Below are 26,157 nucleotides of genomic sequence, written 5' to 3'. Positions count from 1 at the left end.
CGCGGGCGAGCAAGCCCCGCACCACCCTTCCGTCAGAACGGGTACGGCGCCACATCTCCGCGCACCGTCGTCCAGCGCACGTCGGTGAAGGCCTCCAGGTTGGCCTCACCGCCGAAGCGGGCGCCGGTGCCGGAGGCGGCGATCCCGCCGAAGGGAGCCACGGCCTCGTCGTTGACGGTCTGGTCGTTGATGTGGGCGATCCCGGTCGGGATGCGCTCGGCCAGGTCCAGGCCGCGCGCGGTGTCCCGGGTGACGATGCCCAGTGCGAGGCCGTAGGGTCCGGCGGCGGCGAGGGCCGCGGCCTCGTCGGCGTCCGCGAACGACCGTACGGGCGCCACCGGGCCGAAGACCTCCTCGGCGTACGCGGGCGTCGCGTCGTCGACTCCCGCGAGGACCGTCGGACGGTAGAAGAGCCTCTCGTGCGTGCCGCCGGCCGCGAGCTTCGCGCCGCGCGCCGTGCTGGACTCCACCAGCCCCTGGATCTTGGCGAGTTGGGCGCTGTCGATGATGGGCCCGAGGTGCACCTGCTCACGGTGCGGGTCGCCGACGGCGAGCGAGTCGGCCTTGGCGGCGAGCCGCTCGACGTACTCCTCGTAGAGGGAGGCGTGGACGAGGTGTCGGCCCGTCGTCATGCAGATCTGGCCCTGGTGGAAGAACGAGCCCCACGCGGCCGTGGAGATCACCGCGTCGATGTCGGCGTCCTCCAGGACGATCAGCGCCGAGTTGCCACCCAACTCCAGGTGGGCGCGCTTGAGGAGGCGGCCCGCCGCCTCGCCCACCGCGCGTCCGGCGGCGGTCGAGCCGGTGAAGGAGATCACCGGTACGTTCGGGTCGGCGACCAGCGCCTGGCCCGCCTCCGGACCGCCGGGCAGAACCTGCAGCAGGCCCTCCGGGAGCCCTGCCTCGGCGAAGACGGCGGCGAGCGCGAGACCGCCGCAGACGGCGGTGCGCGGGTCCGGCTTCAGGACGACGGCGTTGCCGAGCGCGAGCGCCGGGGCCACCGAGCGGATCGAGAGGATCAGCGGGGCGTTGAAGGGCGAGATCACGCCCACCACACCGACCGGGACGCGTCGGGTGTAGGACAGGCGCGGCGCCTCGGAGGGGAGGACCTGGCCGCTGGGGCGGGAGGCGAGAGCGGCGGCCTCGTAGCACTCCTGGGCCGCGACGTGCAGTTCGAAGTCGGCCTTGCCCGGGATCGAGCCGGACTCGCGCACGATCCATTCGCGCAGTTCGTCGGCGTGCGCGGCGAACAGGTCGCCGGCCCTGCGCAGTACGGCGGCACGCACGAAGTGCGGTGCCTTCGCCCACTCCGCCTGGGCGGCACGGGCGTCCCGCGCGGCCGTGGCGACGTCCTCGGCGGCGGCGAGCGTGACCGTGGCCAGCGTCTCGCCGGTGGCGGGTTCGGTGACGGCGTACTCACCGCCCGCCAGGGTGCGGGACTGCCAGGTCTTGGGGTCGAGCAGCGGCATGTCGGCTCTCCGATCGTTCACTGTTCACCACCGGGACTCACGGTCCCAGCGGCAGTCCCGTGTAGTTCGCGGCCAGTTCGGCGGCCGCGTGGCGGGATGCCGTGATCCGGCGCAGCCGGGCGAGCTGGATCCGGTGGTCGAAGACATCCCCATTTGGTTGAGCGTGCAACATCCTAGTCATGTCGTACGAGAAGCGGATGGCCTGCCATACCCGCTCGAGACACAAGTCCGAGTAGCGGTCGAGGAGTTGGGTCGATCCCGTGCGATGCGACTCGATGAGTCCGCGGGCCAGCACCCGTACGTCGGAGACGGCGAGGTTGAGACCCTTGGCCCCGGTCGGCGGCACGATGTGCGCGGCGTCCCCCGCGAGGAAGAGCCGGCCGTGGCTCATCGGCTCGTGGACGTAACTCCGCATCGGCGTGACCGACTTGGAGGTGACGGGGCCGCGTCCCAGGCGCCAGTCGCCGTCGACCGCGAAGCGCGCGGCGAGTTCGTCCCAGATGCGCTCGTCGGGCCAGTCGGCGACGTCGGTACCGTTCGGGACCTGTAAGTACAGCCGGGACACGGTCGGCGAGCGCATGCTGTGCAGAGCGAAGCCGCCGACACCGCGCGCGTAGATCAACTCCTGGCCCGAGGCCGGCACATCGGCGAGGATCCCGAGCCAGGAGTACGGGTAGTCGTGCGCGTAGGTGCGGCTCCGGTCGGCGGGGAAGGCGTTCCGGGAGATGCCGTGGTACCCGTCGCAGCCCACCACGTAGGCACAGCTCAGGGCCTGTTCACGGCCCTCGTGCACAAAGCGCACGACCGGCGCGTCGCTCTCCGGGCGCTCGACCGCGAGGGCCTCGGCCTCGAACAACAGCGGTGGCCCGGCGGCGAGTTGGAGGGCGATCAGGTCCCTCACGATCTCCGTCTGGGCATAGATCGTGACGGTACGGCCACCGGTGAGGGCGGGAAAGTCGATGTGGTGGCGCTCGCGGTCGAAGCGCAGCTCGATGCCGTGGTGGATCAGGCCCTCGGCGTCCAGCCGGTCGGCGGCTCCGCACGCGCGCAGGGCGTCGACCGTGCCCTGCTCCAGCATCCCGGCGCGCTGGCGGTGCTCGACGTGGGCGCGCGACCTGCTCTCCAGCACGGCGCAGTCGATGCCCTCGCGGTGCAGCAGCCGGGCCAGCAGGAGCCCGGCGGGGCCGCCGCCGATGATGCCGACCGTGGTCCGCATGGCGCGCCTCCCGTACCTGATCGGGCCGCATCCGGTCCGAGCGGGTCGGATGCGGCCGGGGACCAGCTACAGCCTCTCTCAGGTCGAGTCGCGGTGCACCACCCGCGCGCCCAGTACCTCGTGGCTCTCGGGCGCCGCGCCCGGTTCGCGCACCACCCGGTCGACCAGTTCCGCGAGGTCGCGCCCGGACGGCAGTTCGATGTGGACGGTGCTGAGGCGGGGCCGCAGCAGTCGCCCGAGCATGAGGTCGTCGGCGCCGATGACGGCCGTCTCGTCCGGGATGCCGACGCCCTCCTCCTGGAGGGCGCGCATCAGCAGCATGGCGTACTCGTCGTTGTAGGCGAACACGGCGTCCAGGCCGAGCGAGCGCCAGCGCGCCGCCAGCCGGGCGGCGGCTCCCTCCTCGTACGCGAGTGGCAGCGCGGTCGCCGTGGCGTCGGTGCCGGCCAGGGACCGGCGTACGCCGTCGAGCCGGGACTTGGAGAAGATCTCCAGGCCGGGTTCCTCGGGCACCACGACGCCGATCCGGCGGCGGCCGCGGGCCAGCAGGTGGACGCCCGCGCTGTGACCGACCTTGTCGTGGTCCATGAGCAGCGCGTGGGCGCCCTCGACGCGCTCGGGGCCGAGCGTGACGACGGCCCGGGCGCCGGAGCGCTTGAGGACGGCCACGCCCTGCGGGCCGAGGTCGCTGCCGGGCACCAGCACGGCGACCGGTCGCAGCTCCGCCCAGGCGCGGGCGGCCTCGTCGCCGTGCAGGCCGACACTGCCGTACTGCACGACCGTGTAATCCAGACGGCCCAGCGCCCACTGAAGTTCGTTGAGGAACTGGCTGTAGAGCGGTCCCACGGGCACGCTCGGCGTGGGCATCAGGACCATACGGCTGTGTCCGGCGCGCAGGGAGCGGGCGGCGGCGTGCGGAACGTACCCGAGTTCCTTGGCCGCCTCGTGGACGCGGCGGCGGGTGGCCTCGCTGATCCGGACGGCGCTGGTGTTGTTCAGTACGTACGAGACGGTGGCCCGGGAGACGCCCGCCAGGCGTGCCACATCGGCACTCGTCGGCACGGGTCGTTGTGCGGGCGTCGGCGGGACGGGCTGCTTCGGTATCTGCACCATGACGTCTCGCATCCTTGCAGAAACCCCGGGCGTTCCTTCGCGCCGGGGGAACCTCGTGGGCCCGTCATGCCGGAACACCCGCTTCCGTGAGGGAACTTCCGCATCTCGTGCGGGATGGCCCGTGGTGCGGTTACCGTGCGGTAGACGACGTGCTCCGGAGGTGGTCACGTATGACTCACGACCGTGCCGCAGGTCTGGCGGAGTGTGCGCGCGCCCTCGCCCACGGGGAGGTGAGCGCACGCGAGCTGGTCGAGCGGGCGCTGACCCGTATCGAGGCGACGCAGCACTCCCTGAACGCCTTCCGGGTAGTGCGCGCCGAAGCGGCGCTCGCCGAGGCCGACGCGGCGGACAGGGAACTCGCCGCCGGAGTGCGCAGGCCGCTGCTCGGGGTGCCGGTGGCGGTGAAGGACGACATGGACGTGGCGGGCGAGCCGACCGCGTTCGGCTGCCGGGGTGTGTTCCCGCCCGAGGCCGAGGACGGGGAGGCGGTACGGCGGCTGCGCGCGGCCGGCGCGATCGTCATCGGCAAGACCAACACCTGTGAGCTCGGCCAGTGGCCGTTCACCGAGGGGCCCGCCTTCGGCGCCACCCGCAACCCCTGGCACGCCGAGCACACCCCGGGCGGCTCGTCCGGCGGCTCGGCGGCGGCGGTCGCGGCGGGCCTCGTCCCGGCGGCGCTGGGCTCGGACGGCGCGGGCTCGGTCCGCATCCCGGCCTCCTGGACCCACCTCATCGGCATCAAGCCGCAGCGCGGCCGGATCTCGACCTGGCCGCGCGCGGAGTCCTTCCAGGGCATCACGGTCAACGGCACCCTCGCCCGTACGGTCGCGGACGCGGCCCTGCTCCTGGACGCGGCGAGCGGCAACCACGACGGCGATCTGCACCGCCCGCCGGCGCTGCGGGTGTCCGAGGCGGCGGGCCGCGAGCCGGGCCGGCTGCGGATCGCGCTGTCGCTGAAGCCGCCGTTCACGGCGCTGCCCGCGCGCCTGGACCCCGTCGTACGGGCGCGGGTGGTCGCGCTCGCGGAGCGGCTCGCGGCGCTCGGCCACACGGTGGAGGAGGCCGAGCCGCGGTACGGGCAGATCGGGCTCACCTTCATTCCGCGCGCGACGGCCGGGATCGCCGAGCGGGTGCGCGACCTGCCGCACCCGCACCTCCTCGACCGGCGGACCCTGGGCGCGGCCCGGCTCGGCCGACTGCTCGACGGCGCGCCCCTGCGCGTGGCCCGGCGCGCCGAGGCGACCCTGCACCGGCGGATCGGCGCACTCTTCGACACGTACGACGTCCTGCTCGCGCCGACGACGGCCGCTCCCCCGCCGCGCATCGGCTCGATGATGAACCTGAACGGCTTCGGCACCGACCGGGCCATGATCGCCGCCTGCCCCTACGCCTGGCCGTGGAACATCCTGGGCTGGCCGGGGGTGAACGTCCCCGCGGGGTTCGTCGACGGCGGCCTGCCGGTCGGCGCCCAGCTCCTCGGTCCGGCGAACAGCGAACCGCTGCTCGTCTCCCTGGCCGCCCAGTTGGAGGCCGACCAGCGCTGGCACGAACACTGGCCGCCGCACGGGGCGCCCGCGGACTCCCCCGCGGTGTAGACGAGTTGACCGCACGTGCCGGTGGGCGCGTTCCGGGCGCGTGCCGGTGAGCGAGTTCGCCGCGAAGGCACTGACCAGGGGATTCCGGCCGTACGCTGGGCCCATGGACGATGCGTCGATGGTCGGGTTGATGGGGCGGGTGACCGGCACGGTCGGACCCGGGCTCGTCGGTGAGGTGATCGTCCGGGTCCGCGGCGGCGCCGAGCATTTCCTCGCGTACCCGGCAGCCTCGAAGGAGCGGATCGAGCGCGGCACGGTGGTGATGGTGGTCGAGTACCTGCCGCCGCGCACGGTGTACGTATCGGCCGCGTACGACAGTTGACGGCTCGTCTGTGCACGCTCCGCCCCAGGTGAGAGCGGTGTGCGTCAAGATTGCAACAAGGATCCGTCAGCGTCTGTACCCCGGTCTTGCACAGGAGCACACTCCCTTCGTTCGGTGCCGATAGGGCACCATCCAAAGGGGGCGTATGCCGATGGTTGTCGGCGTCGTGGCGGGGGCGGTTGTCCTCGCACTGATCTTCATCGTTGTGGTCTTCAAGCTCATGTGGCGTGTCGCGGAGCCCAACGAAGCACTGATCATCTCCGGTTCGAAGCATCGGACCGAAGGCCTTGAAGAGGGCATGGGATTCCGCATCGTGACGGGGCGCGGCACGCTGGTGCTGCCGGGTGTGCAAGCGGTACGGAAGATCTCGCTCGACCTCAACGAGACCGAGCTGCACGTGGACTGCGTGACCACCCAGGGCATTCCGCTGAAGGTGCGGGGCGTGGTCATCTTCAAGGTGGGCGACGACTTCGTGTCGATCGCCAACGCGGGACGTCGCTTCCTCGACCAGCAGAAGATGATGTCGGAGCGGGTGCACAACGTGTTCGCCGGTCATCTGCGCTCGATCGTCGGCGGGTTGACCGTCGAGGACATGATCCGCGACCGGGAGAAGCTGACCGGCCAGACCCGGGCCGCGTGCGGTACGGAGATGGAGAAGCTCGGTCTGATCGTCGACTCGCTGCAGATCCACGAGATCGAGGACCCGACCGGGTACATCAAGAACCTCGCGATGCCGCACGCCGCCGCCGTACAGCGGGACGCGCGCATCGCGCAGGCGGAGGCGAATCGTCTGGCCACCGAGGCCGAACAGAAGGCCGCGGCCCGGATGTCGGAGGCGACCCGGGACAGCGAGATCCTCCAGGCCGGCTACCAGGCCGAGCGCGACAAGGCGGCGGCGAAGGCGCGGCAGGCCGGACCGCTCGCGGACGCCGCGGCCCGGCAGGACGTCGTCGTGCAGGAGACCCGGATCGCCGAGCTCGACGCCCTGCGTCGTGAGCAGCAGCTCCAGGCGGACGTCCGCAAGCCGGCGGACGCCCAGGCGTACGAGACGCGGGCCCGCGCCGAGGCCGAGCGTGACGCGCGTATCTCGGCGGCTGAGGCCAAGGCCAAGGAGACCGAGCTCGCGGCCGCGGCGGAGGCGAACCGGGTCAAGACGGCCGCCAACGCGGAGGCCGAGGCGACGAAGGCCCGGGGTGCGGCCGCCGCGACGGCGACCAGGGCCACGGGTGAGGCCGAGGCCGCAGCGGCTCAGGCCAAGGGTCTCGCGGCGGCCGAGGCGACCCGGGCGCAGGGTCTCGCGGAGGCGGAGACCATCAAGGCGCGGGCCGCGGCCCTCGCCGAGAACCAGGAGGCGGTGGTCGCCCAGCAGCTCGCCGAGAACTGGCCGGAGATCGTCCAGGCGGGCGCCAGCGCGTTCGGGAACGTCGACCACATGGTGCTGCTCAACGGCGCCGACGGTATGTCGGACCTGTTCGCCAAGGCGCTCACCATGGGCGGCACGGGCCTCGGTCTCGCCCGTCAGCTGCTCTCGTCGATGAACCAGGACGGGACGGCCGGCAACGGTACGGGGAGCAACGGCGCCGCCGGGCTCAACGGGACCGTGCCGCCGCGCACGGAGAAGGTGCCGGTGGAGGGGGACGGCAAGCAGTGACGCCGAAGGAGAACGCCGGGGACTGACCCCGGCGGGGCGACGAGGGTGTTCCAGTCCCTCGTCGCCCGCTCTGCGCGGGCGGTTCGACCCTCCGCCCCGACTGCTCGGCCTACCTGCCTACTCGGCCGCGGCGCCGATCAGGCCGTCGAGCCAGGCCTGGTGGCCGTTGAGCATCGGATTCGGCCGCTCGGTGGCCAGCGCGGCGGCGGGCCGACCGATCTGGGTCTCCTGGGTGAGGACGCGGACCCGGTCGCCGGGCAGGTCCTCCACGAGCCAGGCGTGCAGGACGTCGAGCCGCTCCTCGGGCGTGCCGTCCTGCTTCGCCGTCCAGGACAGACGGCCCGGGGTGTCTTCGGCGGGCGCCTGGAACTCCACGACGTGCGCGTCCAGCGGCGGGAAGCCGAAGGTGCCGAAGCCGAAGTGGATGCCGTTCGTCAGCACGGGGCCACCGCCCTGGGGAAAGCCGATGTCGGCGACGTTGTCGTAGTACGACTCCCACCGCGAGGTGTCGACGAGGTGGCGCCAGACGTCGGCGGCGCTCAGGCCCGCCACGACGACCTCGTTGGAGACGAAGTTGTCCCCGGTGCCCGGCAGGTAGCGCTCGGGCCAGGTGATCGCGTTCTGGGTGGTCATGGCAGGTCCCTTCAGGATGTACGACGAGGGTTGTTCGGGGGGGTGTTCGGGGGGCCGGGGGGTGTTCGGCGCGGGTGCCGGACGGACGTCGCGGGGGTGGCGACGTTCCGACGTTAGGCTCGGTCACCATTCGATGGCCAATAGGAGAGCCGATCCATTCCATCGGCATTCCGATGGGAGCCGGGGTTAGGCTGGTCGGCATGAAGAACGCGACTCCCGAGGAGACCGTGTCCCTCTCCGGCCGGGAAAGGATCACGCCGCATGTCGATCTGAACCTGCTGCGAACCTTCCTCGCCGTCTACCGCTCCGGCTCGTTCACCGGCGCCGCCCCGCTGCTCGGCCTCTCCCAGCCGACCGTGACCGCCCAGATCCGCACCCTGGAGCAGCAGACCGGACGCGAGCTGTTCACGCGCCTCCCGCGCGGCGTGGAACCCACGCCCCTCGCCCACGACCTGGCCGACCAGGTGGTGGGCCCTCTCGACGCGCTCGCCGCCCTCGAAGGCCGCGGCGACGTACTCGGCGGACAGGCCGCGCCGGTGCATCTCGCCGGGCCTTCGGAGTTGTTGTGCACCCGGGTGCTGCCCGCGCTCGCGCCGCTCGTCGCCGAGGGCGTACAGCTGCGCGTCACACAGGGGTTGCCCGAACCCCTCATGGACGAGCTGCGCGCGGGCCACCACGATCTGCTGATCGCGACCAGGCGTCCGCGCGGGCGCCTCGCGGCACTGCCGCTGGCGGACGAGGAATACCTCCTGGTCGCCGCTCCGAGCTGGGCGCGGCACGTCGAGGAGCACCCGTCGGCCGAGGACATCTGCACCGCGGTCCGGGATGTTCCCCTGGTCACCTACGCCGAGGATCTGCCCATCGTGCGCCGGTACTGGCGCAATGTCTTCGGCAAACAGCTCTCGGCCCGGGCCGCGGTCACCGTGCCCAACCTGTACGCCGTCGTCTCCGCGGTCACCGCGGGCGCCGGCTACAGCGTGCTGCCCCGCTCCCTGTGCGAGGAGCACCTCGCCGACGGACGCCTCGCGTTGCTCCACGAGCCGGTCGAACCGCCCCTCAACACCCTCTTCCTCGTCCAGCGCCCCGGCGCCGACGCCAACCCGGACGTCGTACGGGTCCGCGACCGCCTCCAACACGCGGCCCGGACCTGGTAGTCCGCCATCTCGGCCACCCGCTCGGCGGGTTGGACAGGGCAGGCTCTAACGTGAGCCGCGTGACTGCCTTTACCGATGACACCGCCGAAGACGTTCCCGGCCGTTACGGCCCTTCCGCGACCACCGAGGCCGAACCCCGCGAGGTGGGGCGGGTGCGGACGGAGTACGCGCCCGCGCACGACGGCGACCCCGATCCCGGCGAGATCGTCTGGACATGGGTGCCGTTCGAGGAGAACGACGGGCGGGGCAAGGACCGTCCGGTGCTCGTCGTCGCCCGCGAGGACGCCGGCACACTGCTCGCCGTCCAGTTGTCGAGCAAGCGCCACGACGGGGACCGGGAGTGGGTGCCGATCGGGAGCGGGCCGTGGGACCGGTCGGGGCGGGACTCGTGGGTGGATGTGGACCGGGTGCTGCGGCTGCACGAGGACGGGATGCGCCGGGAGGCCTGTGCGCTGGATCGGATGCGGTTCAATTCGGTCGTGCGCCGCTTGCAGGAGCGGTACGGCTGGCGTTGAGGGCTCGTACGTGGGCGAACGCCTGCTCGAAGGAGCCTCGCGTCGCCTGATCCCTCGTGCGGTCCAGGACCCCGAACACGACATGGTCGAAAGCACCCTCGAAGCGGCCCCCGACCAGCAAGTCGTGGAACGCGCCCGCCACCTGCGCCGGATCGTTCCGGAAGACGCCGCAGCCCCACGCGCCCAGCACCAGCCGGCGGTAGCCGTGGGCCGCGGCGGTCTCCAGGACGCGCTCGGCGCGTACGGCCAGGGCGGGTCCCAGTTCGGGCGCGCGCTCCGGGGCCGTGCGCAGGACGACTCCGGCGTTGGGGGCCGCGGCGGTCAGGAATCCGGCCGTGTACGGCTCGTCGAGCAGACCTCCGCGGTCGTCGCGGAAGACGGGCACGGCGGGTGAGTGGATGACACGGTCCGTGTAGAACGGATCCCGGTGGGCGCGGTGGTGGTCGTAGAACTCCCGGGCCCGCAGCAGGCACGTGTACAGCGCGGAGGCCCGGCACAGGGCCTCCTCCTGGGCCTGCGCGCCGTTCAGGAAGCCGCCGCCCGGGTTGCGCGCCGAGGCGAAGTTCAGTACGGCCACCGGGTCGGCCGGGCGCCCCGCGTCCTCGCGCACGAGCCGTCGGGCGGCCTCCAGACTGCTCTCGCCCGTCACCTCGAACAGCGTGCTCTCGCGCGGTGCGCTCGCGGGGCCGGCGGCCGGTGCCCCGACCGGTCCGGGGCCGTACATGCGCGTTCCCGCCTCCGCGGCCTCGACGGCCGCGGCGATCGACACCGCGCGTCCGTCGGACGCGCGGTAGCCGCCCGCCGCGACGATCTCCTGCGTCTGCTGCGCGAGCGCGCGCAGGCGCGCACTCATGGCGCGACCCCCGTACGCGCCACGAGGACGCCCCTCGCGATCTCCCCCGTCGTGCCCATGAACGCATCGTGAGCGATGCTGGTCCTACGGCGCAACGGAATTTCCCAGCCTCGTAAACAGCGTCTCGCGGCCCGGCAAACAGCGCCTCCGGAACCCGCGAGCGACGATTTGCACCCTTGTGCGAACCGCCAAGAGGGTCTTGGGTGGGACGAGCGATGCCGGTCCGGCACCACAGACGTCGGGCCGGCGGCATGGTGGAATCTCAGGAGGATCCCGACATGTCCGATTCGGTGAGTGACTGTACGGAGCGCCGCTCCGCCGTCACCGAGGCCGAGGTGGAGGCGCTGGTCCGAGGCATCTGCTTCAAGACCGGACCGCCTCGTACCCTCGGTGTCGAAGTGGAATGGCTCGTCCACGAGCTGCGGCAGCCGCAGCTCCCGGCATCACCCGAACGACTCCAAGCGGCGTACGCCGCACTGCGGACCCTGCCCCTGCGTTCGGCGCTCACCGTCGAACCCGGCGGACAGCTGGAGCTGAGCTCCCTTCCCGCCGCCTCCCTGATGGAGTGCATCGGGTCCGTCTCGGCCGACCTCGAAGCGGTACGCGCGGTACTGCGCGAGGCGGATCTCGGCCTCAGCGGGTACGGCCACGATCCCTGGAACCCCCCGAGCCGCTTTCTCCATGAGCCGCGCTACGACGCCATGGAGCGGTACCTCGACCGGGCGGGCCCGGAGGGGCGGGCCATGATGTGCTCCTCCGCCTCCGTCCAGGTGTGCCTGGACGCCGGGTACGAGGAGCCCGGCCCCCTGGGGCACGGGCGCCGCTGGTGGCTGGCGCACCAGCTGGGCGCGGTCCTGGTGGCCGCGTTCGCGCACTCACCGGTGGCCAGTGGCCGGTACACGGGCTGGCGCTCCACGCGGCAGTCCCTGTGGGCGGCCATGGACCCGGGACGGTCCGCCGCGCCCCCGCTGGGCGGCGATCCGCGCGCCGCCTGGGCCCGGCGCGTCCTGGACGCGCCGGTGATGTGCGTCCGGGCGCCGGACGGCCCCTGGGAGGTACCGGAGGGCCTGACCTTCCGGGCGTGGACCAGGTCCGAGACACCGCCCGACCGGGCGGATCTCGACTACCACCTGACGACGCTGTTCCCGCCGGTCCGCCCGCGCGGACATCTGGAACTGCGCATGATCGACGCGCAGCCCGGCGACGACGGGTGGATCGTGCCGCTGGCGGTGACGGCGGCGCTGTTCGACGACCCGGAGGCCGCGGAGGTCGCCTACCGGACCGTCAAACCCCTCGCGGAACGCGCCGAGGCACGGCCCGCTCCGCACAACCCGCTGTGGAACGACGCCGCGCGGTACGGCCTGACCGACCCCGAGTTGCGTGAGGCCGCCGTCACCTGTTTCGCGGCCGCCGCCGAGGCGTTGCCGCGCCTGGGCGCCACCGCCGAGGTGCGGGAGGCCGTCGCGGAGTTCACGGACCGCTATGTGGCCCGGGGCCGCTGCCCCGCCGACGATCTGCTGAGCCGCTTCCACAGCCGATTCCATGGTCAGACCCATGATCAGGCCGATGACGATCAGGGCCATGAGCAGGCCGATGGTCACCACGGCCGGTCCCACGGTCAGCTCGACGGGAAGGACATCCGCACATGACCGCCCCCGCATCACCCACGGACCCGGAGTCGCTCCGGGAGCGCGCGCTCGACGCGCTGACCACGGCCCGCGACCGCACGGCGCTCCTGACCTCCTGCGTGGAGGAGCCCGAACTGACCGCGCAGCACTCGCCGTTGATGTCCCCTCTGGTCTGGGACCTGGCACACATCGGCAACCAGGAGGAGCTGTGGCTGCTGCGCGCGGTCGCCGGGCGGGACGCGATGCGGCCCGAGATAGACGGGCTGTACGACGCGTTCGAGCATCCGCGGGCCGAGCGGCCCTCGTTGCCGCTGCTGCCGCCCGCCGAGGCCCGTCAGTACGCCGCCGAGGTACGCGGACGGGCGCTGGACGTCCTGGAGAGCACCGCGTTCCGGGGCACGCCGCTGACCGAGGCCGGCTTCGCGTTCGGGATGATCGCTCAGCATGAACAGCAGCACGACGAGACTATGCTGATCACCCATCAGCTCCGCCAGGGGCCCGCCGCCCTCACGGCGCCGGACCCCGCTCCCGCGCCGCCGTTCACGGGACCCGCCGAAGTCCTGGTCCCCGGCGGCCCGTTCACGATGGGCACGTCCACCGAACCGTGGGCCCTGGACAACGAGCGCCCCGCCCACCGACGCGAGGTCCCGCCCTACTTCATCGACACCACTCCGGTGACGAACGCCGCCTACCAGGCCTTCATCGAGGACGGCGGCTACGACACCGAACGCTGGTGGAGCCCGGAGGGCTGGTCCCACGTCCGCTCGCACGGCATCGAGGCGCCGCTGTTCTGGCGCCGCGAGGGCGGACAGTGGCTGCGGCGTCACTTCGGCGTCACCGAGGTCGTACCGCCCGACGAACCCGTGCTGCACGTCAGCTGGTACGAGGCCGACGCGTACGCCCGCTGGGCGGGGCGTCGGCTGCCCACCGAGGCCGAGTGGGAGAAGGCGGCCCGCCACGACCCGGCGGCCGACCGCTCCACGCGCTACCCGTGGGGCGACGCCGACCCCACCTCCGAGCACGCCAACCTCGGCCAACGCCATCTGCGTCCGGCCCCGGCGGGCAGCTATCCGGCGGGGGCGTCACCGCTCGGCGTACGGCAGTTGATCGGTGACGTGTGGGAATGGACGTCGAGCGACCTGCACCCCTATCCCGGGTTCGCGGCGTTCCCGTACAAGGAGTACTCGGAGGTGTTCTTCGGTCCGGAGTACAAGGTGCTGCGCGGCGGTTCGTTCGCCGTGGACCAGGTGGCCTGCCGGGGGACGTTCCGCAACTGGGACTATCCGATCCGGCGGCAGATCTTCTCCGGGTTCCGCACGGCCCGCGACGGGACCGCCTGATGTGCCGTCACCTGGCCTACCTGGGACCGCCGGAGCCGCTCGGGCGACTCCTCGTGGAACCGCCGCACAGTCTGTTCCGGCAGTCGTGGGCGCCGCGCCGGCAGCGGCACGGGACGGTCAACGCCGATGGTTTCGGGGTGGGTTGGTACGCCGAAGGGGATCCGGTGCCCGCGCGGTACCGGCGCCCCGGGCCGATCTGGGGCGACCAGTCGTTCGCGGATCTGGCCCGGGTCGTCAGGAGCACGGCGCTGCTCGGCGCCGTACGGGACGCCACCGTGGCGGGAGCGGACGGGGAGGCCGCGGCGGCGCCGTTCGCCGCGGACCGCTGGCTGTTCAGCCACAACGGCGCCGTACGGGGCTGGCCGGGCTCCCTCGCCCCGCTGGTGACAAGCCTGCCCCCGGCCGAACTGCTGTCCCTGGAGGCCCGCTGCGACTCCGCGCTCGTCTGGGCGCTGCTCCTGCACCGGCTGCGCGCCGGTGACAACGAGGGCCAGGCGCTGGCCGACACCGTCCTGGAGGTCGCCGAGGCGGCCCCCGGGTCCCGGCTGAACCTACTTCTCACGAACGGCGACACGATCACCGCGACGGCCTGGGGCGACACCCTCTGGTACCTCGCCGAGCCCGGCCGCCGCACCGTCGTGGCGTCCGAGCCGTACGACGACGACCCCCACTGGCAGGAGGTGCCGGACCGCACGCTGCTCGCGGCGAGCCGCACCGACGTCCTGCTCACCCCGCTCAAGGACCCGCACGCGCAGGAAGGCGCGCACGACCCCTTGGCATCCGCACGCACCAAGGAGCCCAGCACGTGAGCCCGTTCCTTCTCACCCGCACCCTGCCCGAGGACGCCACGGACGCCGCGCTGCGCGCCGACGTCCTGCACGGCCTCACCCACACCCCCAAGACGCTGCCGCCGAAGTGGTTCTACGACGCCCACGGCAGCGAGCTGTTCGACCAGATCACCGAGCTGCCCGAGTACTACCCCACCCGGGCGGAGCGCGAGATCCTCATCGCCCGGGCCCCCGAGATCGCCGCGACGACCGGTGCGCGCACCCTCGTCGAGCTGGGGTCCGGTTCGTCCGAGAAGACCCGCCATCTGCTCGACGCGCTGCCGGGGCTGCACACGTACGTGCCGGTCGACGTCAGCGAGAGTGCCCTCACCCAGGCCGGGCAGGGGCTGATCGCCGAGCATCCGGGGCTCGGCGTGCACGCGTTGATCGCCGACTTCACGGGCGGCCTCGCGCTGCCGGGAACGCCGGGGCCGCGACTGGTGGCGTTCCTCGGCGGCACCATCGGCAATCTGCTGCCCGCCGAGCGGGCGACGTTCCTGGCGTCCGTACGGGCGCTCCTCTCCCCCGGCGACACGCTGCTGCTCGGTACGGACCTCGTCAAGGACGAGTCGGTGCTGGTCGCCGCGTACGACGACGCGGCGGGGGTGACGGCGGAGTTCAACAAGAACGTGCTGCACGTCGTCAACCGCGAGCTCGGCGCCGATTTCGACCCCGACGCGTTCGCCCATGTCGCCCTCTGGGACGACGAGCACGAGTGGATCGAGATGCGGCTGCGGTCGCTGACCGACCAGACGGTGAAGATCCCCGCGCTCGACCTCGCGGTCGAATTCGCCGACGGCGAGGAACTGCGCACCGAGATCTCGGCGAAGTTCCGCGAGGAGGGGGTACGTCGCGAACTCGCCACCGCCGGGCTCGACCTGGCCCACTGGTGGACGGATCGGGAGGGCCGTTTCGCCCTGTCGCTGAGCGTGGTCCGCTGACACCGGCCCGGGTGGCCGACCTCGACGGCGGGCCACCCGGGTGAGGGCCTGTCGTTCGGATCAGGTCGACAGGCCCTGGGTTCACCCACGGTGCCCCGACATCTCGCGCACCGCCGCTCCGTGAGGCACCGTGGAGTGACGCGTGGCGCACCCGCCACGGCGGAGAGGAGCACCCGCATGTCCGACCACACGTATCGGGTCACCGAGATCGTCGGCACCTCCCACGAGGGCGTCGACCAGGCCATCCGCAACGGGATCTCCCGGGCCTCGCAGACCCTGCGCAACCTGGACTGGTTCGAGATCACCCAGGTCAGGGGGCAGATCGTGGACGGGGAGGTCGAGCACTACCAGGTCGGCCTGAAGGTCGGCTTCCGCCTGGAGGACGGCGCCTGAGCCCCGGAGCCTTCTGAAGTCCGGGAGGCCCGTGGCCACCTCACCCAGGGCCCCTCGAAAGCGGGGCCCTGGGTCCTGTCGTCACATTGGCGTCGCGGGGCAGACGGGAATGTGACGACAGGGCCTGGGCAGGGCGGCCCGTTGGGGAAGCGGTGTCTCGGGCCGACCAGTCTGCGTCACCGGACGGGCCGAACCTGGCCGGCATTCGATGCCCCCCAACGGCGGCGCCACCGCACGCCGAAGCCTCGGCCGGAGTAGTCGGCCAAGCCGTGCGCGGCCCGGACCGGGAGCCCTCGGCTTCGCCGAGCCGTGTCAACCGCTCCCTCTCCTCTCCGAGGAGGAGGACCGGGCCCGGCCCGCCCACCGTGGGGCAACTCCTGAGCGCCCCCTCAACTCCCCCGACGGACCCCTAGGTCCGTCCCTCCCGCTCCTGTGCGTCCTTCAGTGCCGCGGACGCCGTGGCCCAGCGGGCTCGGACGACCCTGAAGCCGGCCCGTTCCGCCTCGTCGCAGACGAGTTCGTCGTCGTCGACCAGGACGTGGATCTCGCGGTCGCGCGCGAGCCGGCGCAGGACGTCCAGTTTGGTGTGACGGGCGGGCCTGCGGTCGTCGTTGCGTCGCATCCAGACGCGCCCTGCGGGCAACCCCTGCGCGGCCAGCCACTCGACGGTGTCGCGGCGGCAGCGCTCGGGACGGCCGGTCAGATAGACCACCTCGCACTCCTCCGTGCTGCGCAACGCCAGGGCCACCCCCTCCGCGAGCGGCGGATCCTGCGGCGCGGCCGCGAAGAACGCGTCCCAGTCCCGCGGCTTGCGCTCCAGGAACCGCTGCCGGTGCGCGCTGTCCGCGAGCGTGCCGTCGAGGTCGAACACGGCGAGTGGTCTGCTGGTCTTCTCCGTCACGCGGACCACCCTAAACAGCGCCGCCGACACCCGGCACACCACAGCCGCCGGCCGCCCCTGTGAACCCGCGGCCCTCTCGCGCCAACTTCCTTCACCACAAGCACTATTCACATCACCCAGCAAGCCCTTACCGTGATGCCTCGCACTGCATGTTGCACAGCATGTCGCACAACATTCGGTATTTCGAACGAGAGCAGGGCGGTGAAGGGACGCCGCCGCCCGGTTCTTCGGCATGCGGAGGTCTTCGTGAACCCCCCACTCGACAGACGTCACTTCCTCGCCGTCACCGGCACGTCCACGGCCGCCATGACCCTGGCCACGGCCGACGGCGGCACGGCCCACGCCTCGACCGGGGCCAACACCTCGGGCGCCCCGGTCGCCCACGACGCCGCCACACCCGTCCAGCCGTTCCCCCTCGGCTCGGTGACCCTCCTCGACAGCGCCTTCCGGGCCAACCAGCAGCGCAACTCCGCCTATCTGCGCTTCGTGGACATCGACCGGCTGCTCCACACCTTCCGTAGGAACGTCGGCCTGCCCAGCAGCGCCCAGCCGTGCGGTGGCTGGGAGGGCCCGAGCGTCGAGTTGCGCGGCCATTCGACCGGCCATCTGCTCTCCGGGCTCGCCCTCGCCTACGCCAACACCGGGGAGCGGGCCCTGCGCGACAAGGGCCACCGGCTCGTCGCGGCGCTCGCCGAGTGCCAGGCCGCCTCCCCCTCCGCGGGCTTCGGCGCGGGCTATCTGTCCGCGTTCCCCGAGAGCTTCTTCGACCGCCTCGAAGCCGGGACCGGCGTATGGGCGCCGTACTACACGATCCACAAGATCATGGCCGGGCTGGTCGAGCAGCACCGGCTGACCGGCAGCGGTCAGGCCCTCGACGTCGTGCTGCGCCAGGCCGAGTGGGTCGACCGGCGCACCGAGCCGTTGTCGTACGAGCAGATGCAGCGGGTGCTGGAGACGGAGTTCGGCGGCATGAACGACGTGTTCGCCGATCTGCACGCCCTCACCGGCGACGCCAAGTGGCTCGCCGTCGCCGAACGCTTCACGCACGCCCGCGTCTTCGACCCGCTGGCCAGGAACGAGGACAAGCTCGCGGGGCTGCACGCCAACACCCAGATCCCCAAGATGGTCGGCGCCCTGCGCCTGTGGGAGGAGGGTCTGCCCGACCGCTACCGCACGATCGCCGAGAACTTCTGGCAGATCGTCACCGACCACCACACCTACGTGATCGGCGGGAACAGCAACGGCGAGGGTTTTCACGAACCGGACGCCATCGCGGGCCAGTTGTCCAACAACACCTGCGAGAACTGCAACAGCTACAACATGCTGAAGCTGACCCGGCTGCTGCACTTCCGCACACCCCGGCGCACCGATCTGCTCGACTACTACGAGCGCACCCTGTTCAACCAGATGCTCGGTGAGCAGGACCCGGACTCGGCGCACGGCTTCAACATCTACTACACGGGTCTGGGCCCCGGCGCCTTCAAGCAGCAGCCGTCCTTCATGGGCACCGACCCGGACGCCTACTCGACCGACTACGACAACTTCTCCTGCGACCACGGCACCGGCATGGAGACACAGGCGAAGTTCGCCGACACGGTCTACTCGCACGACCGGCACCGGCTGCTGGTGAACCTGTTCATCCCGTCGCAGGTCAACTGGCGTGACAGGAATATCACTTGGCGGCAGACCACCTCCTTCCCCGACCGGTCGTCGACCGTGCTGACCGTCACCGCCGGACGGGCCGCGCACCAGCTGCTCGTCCGCATCCCGTCCTGGGCCGCGGACGCCCGCGCGACACTCAACGGCCGCGCCCTGCCCGACCGTCCGGAGCCCGGCAGCCGGCTGACCCTCGACCGGGAGTGGCGAGCCGGGGACCGGGTCGAGGTGTCGCTGCCCATGCGCACGGTCATCGAGCCCACGCCCGACGACCCCGACGTACAGGCGGTACTGCACGGCCCTGTGGTCCTGGCAGGGGCGTACGGGGACCGGGCGACGCCGTGGCTGCCGCGCCTGGACACCGGATCCGTGCGGCAGGAGTCGCAGGAGCCACTGCGGTTCACCGCCCGCGCCGACGGCGAGGACGTCTCACTGATGCCGATCTCCCGGGTGCACCACCAGCACTACTCCGTGTACTGGCAGACCGGTGAACCGCCGCCCCCGCCACCGGAGTTCGCCGCCTGGCACCGTTTCGACGAGACCTCCGGGAGCACGGCCGCCGACGCCACCGGGAACGGGAAGGCGGCCCAGCTCGTCGGCGGTGCCGCCTGGACGGCGGCCGCCGCCGACGGTGGCGCGGTGGCGCTCGACGGCACGGACGGATACGTACGCCTGGCCGACGACCTCCTCGCGGGCGCCGCCCTCTACACGCTGGCCACCTGGGTGCGGCTGGACGGCCAACCCGGCGTCTGGAGCCGGGTGTTCGACCTCGGCACCGGCGTCACGGCCAACATGTTCCTCACCCCGCTCAGCGGCGACGGCACCCTCCGCTACGCCATCACCGCCGCGGGCGCGGGCGCCGAGCAACGCATCGACGCCGCGCCTCTGCCCACCGACCGCTGGGTGCATGTGGCGGTGACGTACGGCGGCGGGACCGCCGTCCTCTACGTGGACGGACAGGAGGTCGGACGGAACACCCAGGTCACGGTGGATCCGCGCTACTTCGGCAATCACATCCGTGCCGGGTACCTCGGCAGGTCGCAGTACGCCGACCCCTTCTTGAGGGGTGCGGTCGACGACTTCCGTGTGTACGGCAAGACCCTCACGGCCGAGGAAGTCGCCGCCCTGGCCCAGGCCTAGGCGACGCCACCTCGACGTGTGCGCAGGACGGGTGGGGACGCGGAGCCGCCGCGCCCTCACCCGGATCAACAGAAACAAGGAGAGCCGCAAAAATGATCATCCCCGACCGGAACGCGTCCTCGACGCCGCTCGACCCGTCCCGCCGCAGTCTGCTGCGCGCGATGGTCGCGATACCCGCCACCGCACTCGTGCTGGGCGAACTGCCCGGCCTGCTCGGCTCGGCCACCGCGGCGGCCCCCGCCCACGGCTCGGCCACCCGCTACACCATCGTGCCGTTCCTCAACAGCGACGACGGCACCGTGAACGTGTACCAGTCCGACGACGCCACCGACTTCCGGCTCGTCAAGTCCTCCGCCTACACCCCGCCCAGCAACCGCATCCGCGACGCCAGCGTGTTCAAGCACACCGACGGCTACTACTACATCACCTACACCACACACACCTGGCAGGACGTCAGCACCACCATCGGCTTCGCCCGCAGCTCCGACCGGGCCAACTGGACCTTCCTGTACGACTACACGGTCCCGATCACCGGTCTGTCCCGCGCGTGGGCGCCCGAGTGGTTCGTCGACAGCGACGGCAGCGTGAGCGTCATCGTGTCCTGCTCGACGACCGACGACGAGTGGATCTTCACGCCATATGTCATGAAGGCCACCAACTCCGCGCTCACCGCGTGGAGTTCACCTGTGGCTCTGTCCGGCATCGGCGCCAACCACATCGACACGTTCATCGTGAAGATCGGCTCCACGTACCACGCGTTCCCGAAGAACGAGACGACGAAGTACATCGAGTACGCCACCGCCTCCAGCCTGACCGGGCCGTACACCATCACCCGCACCGGCGACTGGGCCGGCTGGGGCGGCACCCGTGAGGGTCCCTCGGTGATCCAGCTCGACAACGGCGCCTGGCGGATCTTCTTCGACGGCTACGGCGACGGCAGTTACTACTACAGCGACAGCTACGACACCTTCGCGACCTGGACCGCCCCGAAGAAGCTGCCGGGCATCTCCGGAACGGCCCGCCACTTCACCGTGATCAAGGAGACGGTGTCCGGCGGTGTCGACCTGGCCACGGGCGTGACCCGTTCCTTCCGGTCGGGCAACTACTCCACCCGCTACTGGCAGGAGCAGTCCGCGCTGCTCAACCTGCCCGTGGTCAGCAGCTCCAGCACCACCGCCGAGAAGCAGGCGTCCACCTTCACCGTGGTGCCGGGCCTCGCCGACGCGAACGCCTACTCCTTCCGGGACGCGGCCGGCAACTACCTGCGCCACTGGGACTTCCGGGGCCGCTTCGACGCCAACGACGGTACGTCGACGTTCGCCAAGGACGCCACGTTCGTCATCCGCACCGGCACCCCCGACGGCGCCGTCCGCTTCGAGTCGTACAACTACCCGGGCTACTACCTGCGCCACTACAACTACCAGCTCCGTGTGGACGTGTCGGACGGCACCGATCTCTTCCGCCAGGACAGCTCCTTCGTACCCGTGACGGCCTGGGCATGAGCGCCGCAGCCGCAGCCGCATCAACTTCCACAGTCACATCCACGGCTTCAGTCTCAGCCGAGGAAGAGAGGGAGATGAACCTGATGAGCGACAGCCCCAGCCCCCTTCAGCCGTCCCGCCGCACCGTGCTGGGGGCGATGGCCGCCCTCACCACCTCTTTCGCGATCGGCGCCCCGTCCGCCCGCGCCGCGACCGGATCCGCCTACGTGATGGGCTACTTCACCGAGTCCCCGAACGGCCTCGGTGACGACTACGGCCTTCACCTCGCCGTCAGCACCGACTCGCTCCAGTGGATGCCGCTGAACCAGAACAACCCGGTCGTGACCCCGACCGGGGGCACCGGCGGCCTGCGCGACCCGTTCATCCTCTGCAAGCAGGACGGCACGTTCGTCGTGCTCGCCACTGACCTCAAGGGCACCGACTGGAGCCTGCAGAGCCAGTACATCCATGTCTGGGACTCCGCCGACCTGCGCTCCTTCACCGGCTACCGGCGGCTGAAGCTGCACGACATGGCCACCCACAGCTGGGCTCCGGAGGCGTACTGGGACGCGGGACGCGGCCAGTACGGGATCATCTACTCGGCCGTCAACTCCACGGGCCACAACGTCATCATGGTGAACTACACCACTGATTTCGTGACCGCGTCGACGGCGCAGGTCTTCTTCGACCCCGGCTACGACATCATCGACGGCGACCTGGCCGTGGGCGTCGGCGGGGTCAACTACCTCTACTTCAAGAAGGACCAGACGCTGGTCGGCGCCAAGTCGACCTCCCTGGACCCGGGCAGCTTCACCGTGTTCAGCACACCCGTCGCGCACGGCGGCACCGAGGCCCCGATCCTCGTCAAGTCCCAGACGTCGAGCACCTGGTACCTCTGGGGAGACACCTACACCCCGAACGGCGTTTTCTACGCCTGGCAGTCCACCGACCTCGCCGCCGGCACCTGGACCGCGGTCGACCAGCGGCTCTACACCCAGCCGGTCAACTCCAAGCACGGCACCATCCAGCCGATCACCACCACCGAGTACGACAACCTCGTGGCGGCGTACGGCAAGCCTGGCTGGAGTCGCATCAAGTCCTACAACTACCCGGACCGTTACGTCCGTCACGCCAACTACGTCGGCCGTATCGACGCCTACCCGTTCGACCCGTACACCGACGCGGAGTGGAAGCTCGTGCCGGGGCTCGCCGACAGCTCCGGGGTGTCCTTCCAGTCCGTCAGCTATCCCACGCGCTATCTGAGGCACTACAACTACCAGCTACAACTGGACGTCAACGACAGCACGACGACGTTCGCGCAGGACGCCACGTTCTACCGGACCGCGGGCCTGGCCGACACCTCCTGGTCATCTTTCCGCTCCTTCAACTATCCGGACCGTCACATCCGCCACGCAAACTACGTCCTGCGCATCGATCCCATCTCCACCAGCACCGAAAAGGCCGACGCCACGTTCTCGGTCGGCTACTGACGCCCCGTCATCACTCAGTACCCAGTCCCCAGGAGACACCCCCATGTCACCTCTCCGAAGAGTCCTCGCCACACTGGCCGCGGCAGCCGCGGCCCTCGGCGGACTCACGGCGACCGCCCCCGCCGCGGCGGCCGCCGACTCGGGCACCTTCAACGTGCTCAGCTACAACGTCGCCGGACTCCCCGAGGCCCTCTCCAGCGCCTCGACCCCGCGCGACACCAGCACCACGGCGATAGGCCAGCGGCTCGGCCCGTACGACATCGTCCACGTGGAGGAGGACTTCAACTACCACGCCTATCTCTACGCGGGCGACACCACACATGCCTACCGCACACCCACCAGCGGTGGCGCCGGGATCGGCAGCGGGCTCAACACCCTGTCGAAGATCTCCTACGACACCGACGACTTCGAGCGGGTGCACTGGAACTCCTGCCAGATCGACTCGGGCGACTGCCTGACCCCCAAGGGCTTCACGTTCATGCGGGAACGGCTGGCCGAGGGCGTCTACGTCGACTTCTACAACCTGCACACCAACGCGGGCACGAACGACGGCGACCTGGCCTCGCGGGCGGACAACCTCAACCAGCTCACGGCCTTCATCCAGAGCCACTCCAAGGGCAACGCCGTGGTGGTCATGGGTGACACCAACACCCGCTACACGCGCACCGGTGACACGATCGCCGAGTTCGGCGCGGCCAACGGCCTGACCGACGCCTGGGTCAAGCTCATCCGCGGCGGCACCCCGCCCGCCAAGGGCAGCGACGCGCTGGTCTGCGACCAGACCGGTGCCACCGTGCCCAACACCTGCGAGGTCGTAGACAAGATCCTCTACCGCGGCAGCAAGCTGGTCACGCTCAACGCCACGAGCTACAACAACGAGCACGCGAGCTTCCTGACCTCGGACGGGCTGATGCTCTCCGACCACGACCCGATCACCGCCAAGTTCACCTGGTCGCGCAACCCCTCCTTCCAGCTGAGCGACCAGTTCGGCGGCCCGCACGGGGACTACTTCAACGACATCGACAGCGTGCCGGCCGGGGCCAGGGCGACCACCCTCACCCTGCGCAGCGGCTCGCGCGTCGACCAGATGGGCCTGACGCTGAGCAACGGCACGACGCTGACCCACGGCGGCACGGGCGGCACCGCCTCGTCGCTCACGCTCGGCAGCGGCGAGTACGTCACCTCGGCGCAGCTGTGCCAGGGCGTGAAGGACGGCAACACCCGGATCTTCTACGCCAAGTTCACCACCAACCTCGGCAACAGCCTGGCCGGCGGTACGACGACCTCGGACTGCGTGACCCGCACGGCGCCGTCGGGCTGGCAGATCGCCGGGTTCCACGGCCGCACGGGCGACGAGGTCGACAAGATCGGCTTCATCTACACCCAGCGCTGACCGGACACGACCGAGCCCGTGGCCCCTGGTGTGCGCACACCAGGGGCCACGGGCTCACTTGCTCACTTGCTCAGTCACGAGGCTCGGCTCACTCACGAGGAAAGCCACTCGGTGGCGTTCAGGGCGAGGGCGGCGTTCGTGGCGCCGGTGTCGTTCCAGCCGTCGTAGAGCGTGTTGCCGGACTGACCGGTGCCGTCGTCGATCGGCGAACTGTCGCCCCAGAAGGCGACCTTGCCGCTGCCGAAGGTGCTGGTGGCGAAGAAGGCCCCTGTATTGCCCGAGTAGCCGGAGCGGTAGAGCAGGCCCTTGACTGCCGAGTTGTCGGCGGGCTTCAGCGTGGCCGTCGTACCGTTGGCGATGAGGCTCTTGGTGACGGTGCCGAACGAGCCGTGCAGGACGGCGTTGGTGCTGTCACTGATCGCCGCGGGGTAGCCCGAGCTGATGTTCAGCGAGTCGATGGAGAAGCCGAACGGGTCTGTGGAGTCGACGCTGTTGTTGGTCATCAGGTCGTTCAGGATCTTCACCGCGTCGTAGCCGTCGCTGTTGCGGTCGGCCCCGGTGTGGTCGGAGATCATGAACAGACCGCCGCCGTTCTTCACGAACGTCATGATCGCGGTCTTCTCGGCCGTGGTGAAGAGCGTGTTGGGCTCGGGCAGCACCAGCGTGTCGAAGTTCGACAGGTCGGTGGCCGAGGTACCGCCGTACGTCAGCTTGGAGCCCGAAGGCAGCGTGTCCAGGCTGTAGTCGCCGGTCTTCTGCAGGGCCACGCCCCACGAGGAGAGCGCGCCGGTCCAGTCGGTCTCGGAGGACGGCGAGGAGTCCTCGCTCAGCGGGTTCGGCTGACTGGTGGAGATGATCCAGTCGGCATTGCCCGCCGTCTCCGCGTGGCCGTTGTCGAACAGGACGCGATGGGTGGTGGCCGCGTGCGCGGGGGCGGCGGTGGTCGTCTGGAGCGCGGCTCCCGTGAGCAGCACGCCGAGCGCGGTGAGGGCGACGGCGAGTCTGTGGCGGGGCCTTGTGGGGGTGAGCATCCGGCATTCCTCCATGGGTGGGGGCGGGGGAAGAGGCGGTGCGGGGCGCCGATCTGCGCGCGTAGAACGGCCGTTGAACGACTGCCGTTCGACACAACGGTGGACAGTACAGACATGATCAAGGCCGCCGGGAGACCCTGCCGCGACTTATCATCAACCTCTTACCTTGCGCCACAACCGGCGCGGGATTCACGCCAGTTGACGGCTCGCGCGATGATTGACCGCGACAGGCGGCCGTCGATCCGTCAGGACGCGTCGACCAGCCAGGGCCTGACCTGCCTGCGCGCCTCGTGCAGCCGGGACTTGAGCGTGCCGAGCGGAATGCCGACGCGCTCGGCGACCTCGGCGTACTCCAGCTGGCAGATGTCCCGGTAGACCAACGGCGCGACCAGATGAGGGTGTTCGCGCTCCAGGCGTTCCAGCGCCTCCAGGAGGTCGATGCGGGAACCGGCGATCACGCTCGTGGTGCGCGGGTCGACGTGCTGCGAGGCGTCGATGACGTCCGGCTGCTCGGCGGCCCTCCGCTTCAGCTCGCGGTACTTCTGCCGGGCGCAGTTGGCGACGACCGTGTAGAGCCAGGTGCTGAACCGGCTGCGCCCCTCGAATGAGGTGATCTTCCGCGCCACCTGGAGGAGGACGTCCTGCGCAGCCTCCTCGGCGTCCTCGCGGCAGGGCAGGAAGCGCCCGCAGCGCCGCACGACCTCCGGGCGGATCCCCTGGAGCAGCAGGTCAAGGGCTGCCGGATCACCCGAGGCCGCGCGCAGCGCGAGCTCCTCGGTCGCCGCCGCGTCCTGCACTGGGTGCTCCCCTCGGTGTCGATCAGAGGCCAGGCATCATAGCTGCGTGGACTGCCTCGGCCTGCTCTTGGGCGGCACGGGAGGCTTCCTTGCCCAACGGCCCTGAGAGCGGGCAGACCGGGAGTTCAGCCCTGACTGCCCCGGTTCAGCAGGGCAGTCGTCCGTGCCCATGCCACACGGAGTGTGATCCGGAAGTACAGTCGGACGCCCTCGTCGCGTACCAGGTCTCCCAGGACGTGAGCGACCAGGCCCACCGCGGGGTCCGGATGCCATGCAAGTGTGCGCTCGGCGAAGTGCGCCGTCGTCTCGGCAAGCGCGGTCACTTGCGTGTGGACAGTGTTGAGGCAGGAAGGGACGGCGGGGAAAAGGGAGTTGAAGGTACGATTCATGTGGACCTCACCAGTTCGAAGTGGTGAGGTGCGGGCCCGCACCCCGGACTGTGCCGGCGTGAGTTCTCAAGGTCCCGCGTACCTGATCGGGGCACGAACTACGGCGAGGTCATGGACTTTCGCCGTTGCGAATCCGCAGGTCGGATCCCGTTGGGGTGGTATTTGCCGCGAGGTCTCGTTCGCGGTGCCGGCCCGGAAGGGCCCGACCTGTCCCTTACTCTGGGCGACC

The 26,157-nt window shown here is 70.9% G+C and carries 23 protein-coding genes; 14 read left to right on the top strand and 9 right to left on the bottom strand.

What is annotated here, in order from left to right:
- Nucleotides 1-32: 32 nt before the first annotated feature.
- From KVT44_RS17605 to KVT44_RS17595, 3 genes are all read right to left on the bottom strand, one after another.
- Entirely contained in the window at nucleotides 33-1,469 is a 1,437-nt protein-coding gene (locus tag KVT44_RS17605; RefSeq protein ID WP_217567757.1) for an aldehyde dehydrogenase family protein, read from the bottom strand.
- A gap of 37 nt (nucleotides 1,470-1,506) precedes the next feature.
- Nucleotides 1,507-2,685: a 4-hydroxybenzoate 3-monooxygenase gene (locus KVT44_RS17600; RefSeq protein ID WP_217567725.1), complete on the bottom strand. Its 1,179-nt coding sequence runs from the start codon at nucleotides 2,683-2,685 to the stop codon at nucleotides 1,507-1,509.
- 78 nt (nucleotides 2,686-2,763) lie between these two features.
- Nucleotides 2,764-3,798 carry a LacI family DNA-binding transcriptional regulator gene (locus tag KVT44_RS17595; RefSeq protein WP_217567724.1) on the bottom strand — a complete coding sequence of 345 codons (1,035 nt, stop codon included), beginning with the start codon at nucleotides 3,796-3,798 and terminating at the stop codon, nucleotides 2,764-2,766.
- A 170-nt stretch (nucleotides 3,799-3,968) separates the two neighbouring features.
- Between KVT44_RS17595 and KVT44_RS17590 the strand changes: the two genes are divergently transcribed.
- The 3 genes from KVT44_RS17590 (at nucleotide 3,969) to KVT44_RS17580 (ending at nucleotide 7,366) form a co-directional block, all read left to right on the top strand.
- A complete protein-coding gene (locus KVT44_RS17590; RefSeq protein WP_099919308.1) occupies nucleotides 3,969-5,393 on the top strand; it encodes an amidase in 1,425 nt (474 codons plus the stop codon).
- A gap of 103 nt (nucleotides 5,394-5,496) precedes the next feature.
- Entirely contained in the window at nucleotides 5,497-5,715 is a 219-nt protein-coding gene (locus KVT44_RS17585) for a hypothetical protein (protein WP_060900915.1), read from the top strand.
- Nucleotides 5,716-5,860: 145 nt separating this feature from the next.
- Nucleotides 5,861-7,366, top strand: coding sequence for a flotillin family protein (locus KVT44_RS17580; protein ID WP_099919309.1), 1,506 nt, complete (start codon nucleotides 5,861-5,863; stop codon nucleotides 7,364-7,366).
- 117 nt (nucleotides 7,367-7,483) lie between these two features.
- On the opposite strand, the gene KVT44_RS17575 is transcribed toward KVT44_RS17580, so the two are convergent.
- Entirely contained in the window at nucleotides 7,484-7,999 is a 516-nt protein-coding gene (locus KVT44_RS17575; protein ID WP_217567723.1) for an SRPBCC domain-containing protein, read from the bottom strand.
- Between the two features lie 200 nt (nucleotides 8,000-8,199).
- Between KVT44_RS17575 and KVT44_RS17570 the strand changes: the two genes are divergently transcribed.
- On the top strand, nucleotides 8,200-9,153 hold the full coding sequence (locus KVT44_RS17570) for a LysR family transcriptional regulator (protein ID WP_217567722.1): 954 nt from the start codon (nucleotides 8,200-8,202) through the stop codon (nucleotides 9,151-9,153).
- 59 nt (nucleotides 9,154-9,212) lie between these two features.
- Nucleotides 9,213-9,668 (top strand): type II toxin-antitoxin system PemK/MazF family toxin, encoded by a 456-nt coding sequence (locus KVT44_RS17565; protein WP_095851156.1) that lies wholly within the window; start codon nucleotides 9,213-9,215, stop codon nucleotides 9,666-9,668.
- On the opposite strand, the gene KVT44_RS17560 is transcribed toward KVT44_RS17565, so the two are convergent.
- Nucleotides 9,622-10,521 carry a TIGR02452 family protein gene (locus tag KVT44_RS17560; protein ID WP_217567721.1) on the bottom strand — a complete coding sequence of 300 codons (900 nt, stop codon included), beginning with the start codon at nucleotides 10,519-10,521 and terminating at the stop codon, nucleotides 9,622-9,624. The genes KVT44_RS17565 and KVT44_RS17560 overlap by 47 nt on opposite strands.
- 278 nt (nucleotides 10,522-10,799) lie before the next feature.
- Between KVT44_RS17560 and egtA the strand changes: the two genes are divergently transcribed.
- The 5 genes from egtA (at nucleotide 10,800) to KVT44_RS17535 (ending at nucleotide 15,650) form a co-directional block, all read left to right on the top strand.
- A complete protein-coding gene (egtA, locus tag KVT44_RS17555) occupies nucleotides 10,800-12,170 on the top strand; it encodes an ergothioneine biosynthesis glutamate--cysteine ligase EgtA (RefSeq protein WP_190168444.1) in 1,371 nt (456 codons plus the stop codon).
- Nucleotides 12,167-13,489, top strand: coding sequence for an ergothioneine biosynthesis protein EgtB (egtB, locus tag KVT44_RS17550; protein ID WP_217567720.1), 1,323 nt, complete (start codon nucleotides 12,167-12,169; stop codon nucleotides 13,487-13,489). The genes egtA and egtB overlap by 4 nt, the downstream gene beginning before the upstream one ends.
- A complete protein-coding gene (gene egtC / locus KVT44_RS17545) occupies nucleotides 13,489-14,298 on the top strand; it encodes an ergothioneine biosynthesis protein EgtC (RefSeq protein WP_060895516.1) in 810 nt (269 codons plus the stop codon). Before egtB ends, egtC begins: the two co-directional genes overlap by 1 nt.
- Nucleotides 14,295-15,257 (top strand): L-histidine N(alpha)-methyltransferase, encoded by a 963-nt coding sequence (gene egtD, locus KVT44_RS17540; protein ID WP_217567719.1) that lies wholly within the window; start codon nucleotides 14,295-14,297, stop codon nucleotides 15,255-15,257. The genes egtC and egtD overlap by 4 nt, the downstream gene beginning before the upstream one ends.
- A 177-nt stretch (nucleotides 15,258-15,434) precedes the next feature.
- Nucleotides 15,435-15,650 (top strand): dodecin, encoded by a 216-nt coding sequence (locus tag KVT44_RS17535; protein ID WP_054231621.1) that lies wholly within the window; start codon nucleotides 15,435-15,437, stop codon nucleotides 15,648-15,650.
- 409 nt (nucleotides 15,651-16,059) lie between these two features.
- Here the strand turns inward: KVT44_RS17535 and KVT44_RS17530 are convergent, their stop codons facing one another.
- A complete protein-coding gene (locus tag KVT44_RS17530) occupies nucleotides 16,060-16,551 on the bottom strand; it encodes a hypothetical protein (protein ID WP_099919316.1) in 492 nt (163 codons plus the stop codon).
- A gap of 246 nt (nucleotides 16,552-16,797) precedes the next feature.
- Here KVT44_RS17530 and KVT44_RS17525 point away from each other — a divergent pair, with 246 nt between their 5' ends.
- The 4 genes from KVT44_RS17525 (at nucleotide 16,798) to KVT44_RS17510 (ending at nucleotide 23,711) form a co-directional block, all read left to right on the top strand.
- On the top strand, nucleotides 16,798-19,347 hold the full coding sequence (locus KVT44_RS17525) for a beta-L-arabinofuranosidase domain-containing protein (protein ID WP_217567718.1): 2,550 nt from the start codon (nucleotides 16,798-16,800) through the stop codon (nucleotides 19,345-19,347).
- Between the two features lie 92 nt (nucleotides 19,348-19,439).
- Nucleotides 19,440-20,849 carry a glycoside hydrolase family 43 protein gene (locus tag KVT44_RS17520; RefSeq protein WP_217567717.1) on the top strand — a complete coding sequence of 470 codons (1,410 nt, stop codon included), beginning with the start codon at nucleotides 19,440-19,442 and terminating at the stop codon, nucleotides 20,847-20,849.
- An 83-nt stretch (nucleotides 20,850-20,932) separates the two neighbouring features.
- A complete protein-coding gene (locus KVT44_RS17515) occupies nucleotides 20,933-22,318 on the top strand; it encodes a glycoside hydrolase family 43 protein (protein WP_217567716.1) in 1,386 nt (461 codons plus the stop codon).
- A 43-nt stretch (nucleotides 22,319-22,361) separates the two neighbouring features.
- Entirely contained in the window at nucleotides 22,362-23,711 is a 1,350-nt protein-coding gene (locus KVT44_RS17510; RefSeq protein WP_190168436.1) for a jacalin-like lectin, read from the top strand.
- Between the two features lie 92 nt (nucleotides 23,712-23,803).
- On the opposite strand, the gene KVT44_RS17505 is transcribed toward KVT44_RS17510, so the two are convergent.
- From KVT44_RS17505 to KVT44_RS17495, 3 genes are all read right to left on the bottom strand, one after another.
- Entirely contained in the window at nucleotides 23,804-24,742 is a 939-nt protein-coding gene (locus KVT44_RS17505) for a hydrolase (RefSeq protein WP_099919319.1), read from the bottom strand.
- Between the two features lie 245 nt (nucleotides 24,743-24,987).
- Entirely contained in the window at nucleotides 24,988-25,539 is a 552-nt protein-coding gene (locus KVT44_RS17500) for an RNA polymerase sigma factor (RefSeq protein ID WP_054231249.1), read from the bottom strand.
- A gap of 125 nt (nucleotides 25,540-25,664) precedes the next feature.
- The gene (locus KVT44_RS17495) at nucleotides 25,665-25,862 is read right to left on the bottom strand and encodes a hypothetical protein (protein ID WP_190168434.1); all 198 of its coding nucleotides are present in this window, start codon (nucleotides 25,860-25,862) and stop codon (nucleotides 25,665-25,667) included.
- Between the last annotated feature and the right edge of the window lie 295 nt (nucleotides 25,863-26,157).

The organism is Streptomyces sp. GbtcB7, from assembly GCF_019091445.1.
Classification (GTDB): Bacteria; Actinomycetota; Actinomycetes; order Streptomycetales; family Streptomycetaceae; genus Streptomyces; species Streptomyces mirabilis.
The sequence above is the reverse complement of the archived record's forward strand: the minus strand, read 5'-3'. Positions and strand labels throughout refer to the sequence as shown.

What these genes read in the sequence shown, in the direction of transcription:
- KVT44_RS17605 (WP_217567757.1), bottom strand. Translation starts at nt 1,469, where the DNA reads ATGCCGCTGCTCGACCCCAAGACCTGGCAGTCCCGCACCCTGGCGGGC.
- KVT44_RS17510 (WP_190168436.1), top strand. Translation starts at nt 22,362, where the DNA reads ATGTCACCTCTCCGAAGAGTCCTCGCCACACTGGCCGCGGCAGCCGCG.
- KVT44_RS17505 (WP_099919319.1), bottom strand. Translation starts at nt 24,742, where the DNA reads ATGCTCACCCCCACAAGGCCCCGCCACAGACTCGCCGTCGCCCTCACC.
- KVT44_RS17560 (WP_217567721.1), bottom strand. Translation starts at nt 10,521, where the DNA reads ATGAGTGCGCGCCTGCGCGCGCTCGCGCAGCAGACGCAGGAGATCGTC.
- egtC (WP_060895516.1), top strand. Translation starts at nt 13,489, where the DNA reads ATGTGCCGTCACCTGGCCTACCTGGGACCGCCGGAGCCGCTCGGGCGA.
- egtB (WP_217567720.1), top strand. Translation starts at nt 12,167, where the DNA reads ATGACCGCCCCCGCATCACCCACGGACCCGGAGTCGCTCCGGGAGCGC.
- KVT44_RS17580 (WP_099919309.1), top strand. Translation starts at nt 5,861, where the DNA reads ATGCCGATGGTTGTCGGCGTCGTGGCGGGGGCGGTTGTCCTCGCACTG.
- KVT44_RS17595 (WP_217567724.1), bottom strand. Translation starts at nt 3,798, where the DNA reads ATGGTGCAGATACCGAAGCAGCCCGTCCCGCCGACGCCCGCACAACGA.
- KVT44_RS17585 (WP_060900915.1), top strand. Translation starts at nt 5,497, where the DNA reads ATGGACGATGCGTCGATGGTCGGGTTGATGGGGCGGGTGACCGGCACG.
- KVT44_RS17600 (WP_217567725.1), bottom strand. Translation starts at nt 2,685, where the DNA reads ATGCGGACCACGGTCGGCATCATCGGCGGCGGCCCCGCCGGGCTCCTG.
- KVT44_RS17520 (WP_217567717.1), top strand. Translation starts at nt 19,440, where the DNA reads ATGATCATCCCCGACCGGAACGCGTCCTCGACGCCGCTCGACCCGTCC.
- KVT44_RS17590 (WP_099919308.1), top strand. Translation starts at nt 3,969, where the DNA reads ATGACTCACGACCGTGCCGCAGGTCTGGCGGAGTGTGCGCGCGCCCTC.
- egtA (WP_190168444.1), top strand. Translation starts at nt 10,800, where the DNA reads ATGTCCGATTCGGTGAGTGACTGTACGGAGCGCCGCTCCGCCGTCACC.
- KVT44_RS17575 (WP_217567723.1), bottom strand. Translation starts at nt 7,999, where the DNA reads ATGACCACCCAGAACGCGATCACCTGGCCCGAGCGCTACCTGCCGGGC.
- KVT44_RS17570 (WP_217567722.1), top strand. Translation starts at nt 8,200, where the DNA reads ATGAAGAACGCGACTCCCGAGGAGACCGTGTCCCTCTCCGGCCGGGAA.
- KVT44_RS17535 (WP_054231621.1), top strand. Translation starts at nt 15,435, where the DNA reads ATGTCCGACCACACGTATCGGGTCACCGAGATCGTCGGCACCTCCCAC.
- KVT44_RS17515 (WP_217567716.1), top strand. Translation starts at nt 20,933, where the DNA reads ATGAGCGACAGCCCCAGCCCCCTTCAGCCGTCCCGCCGCACCGTGCTG.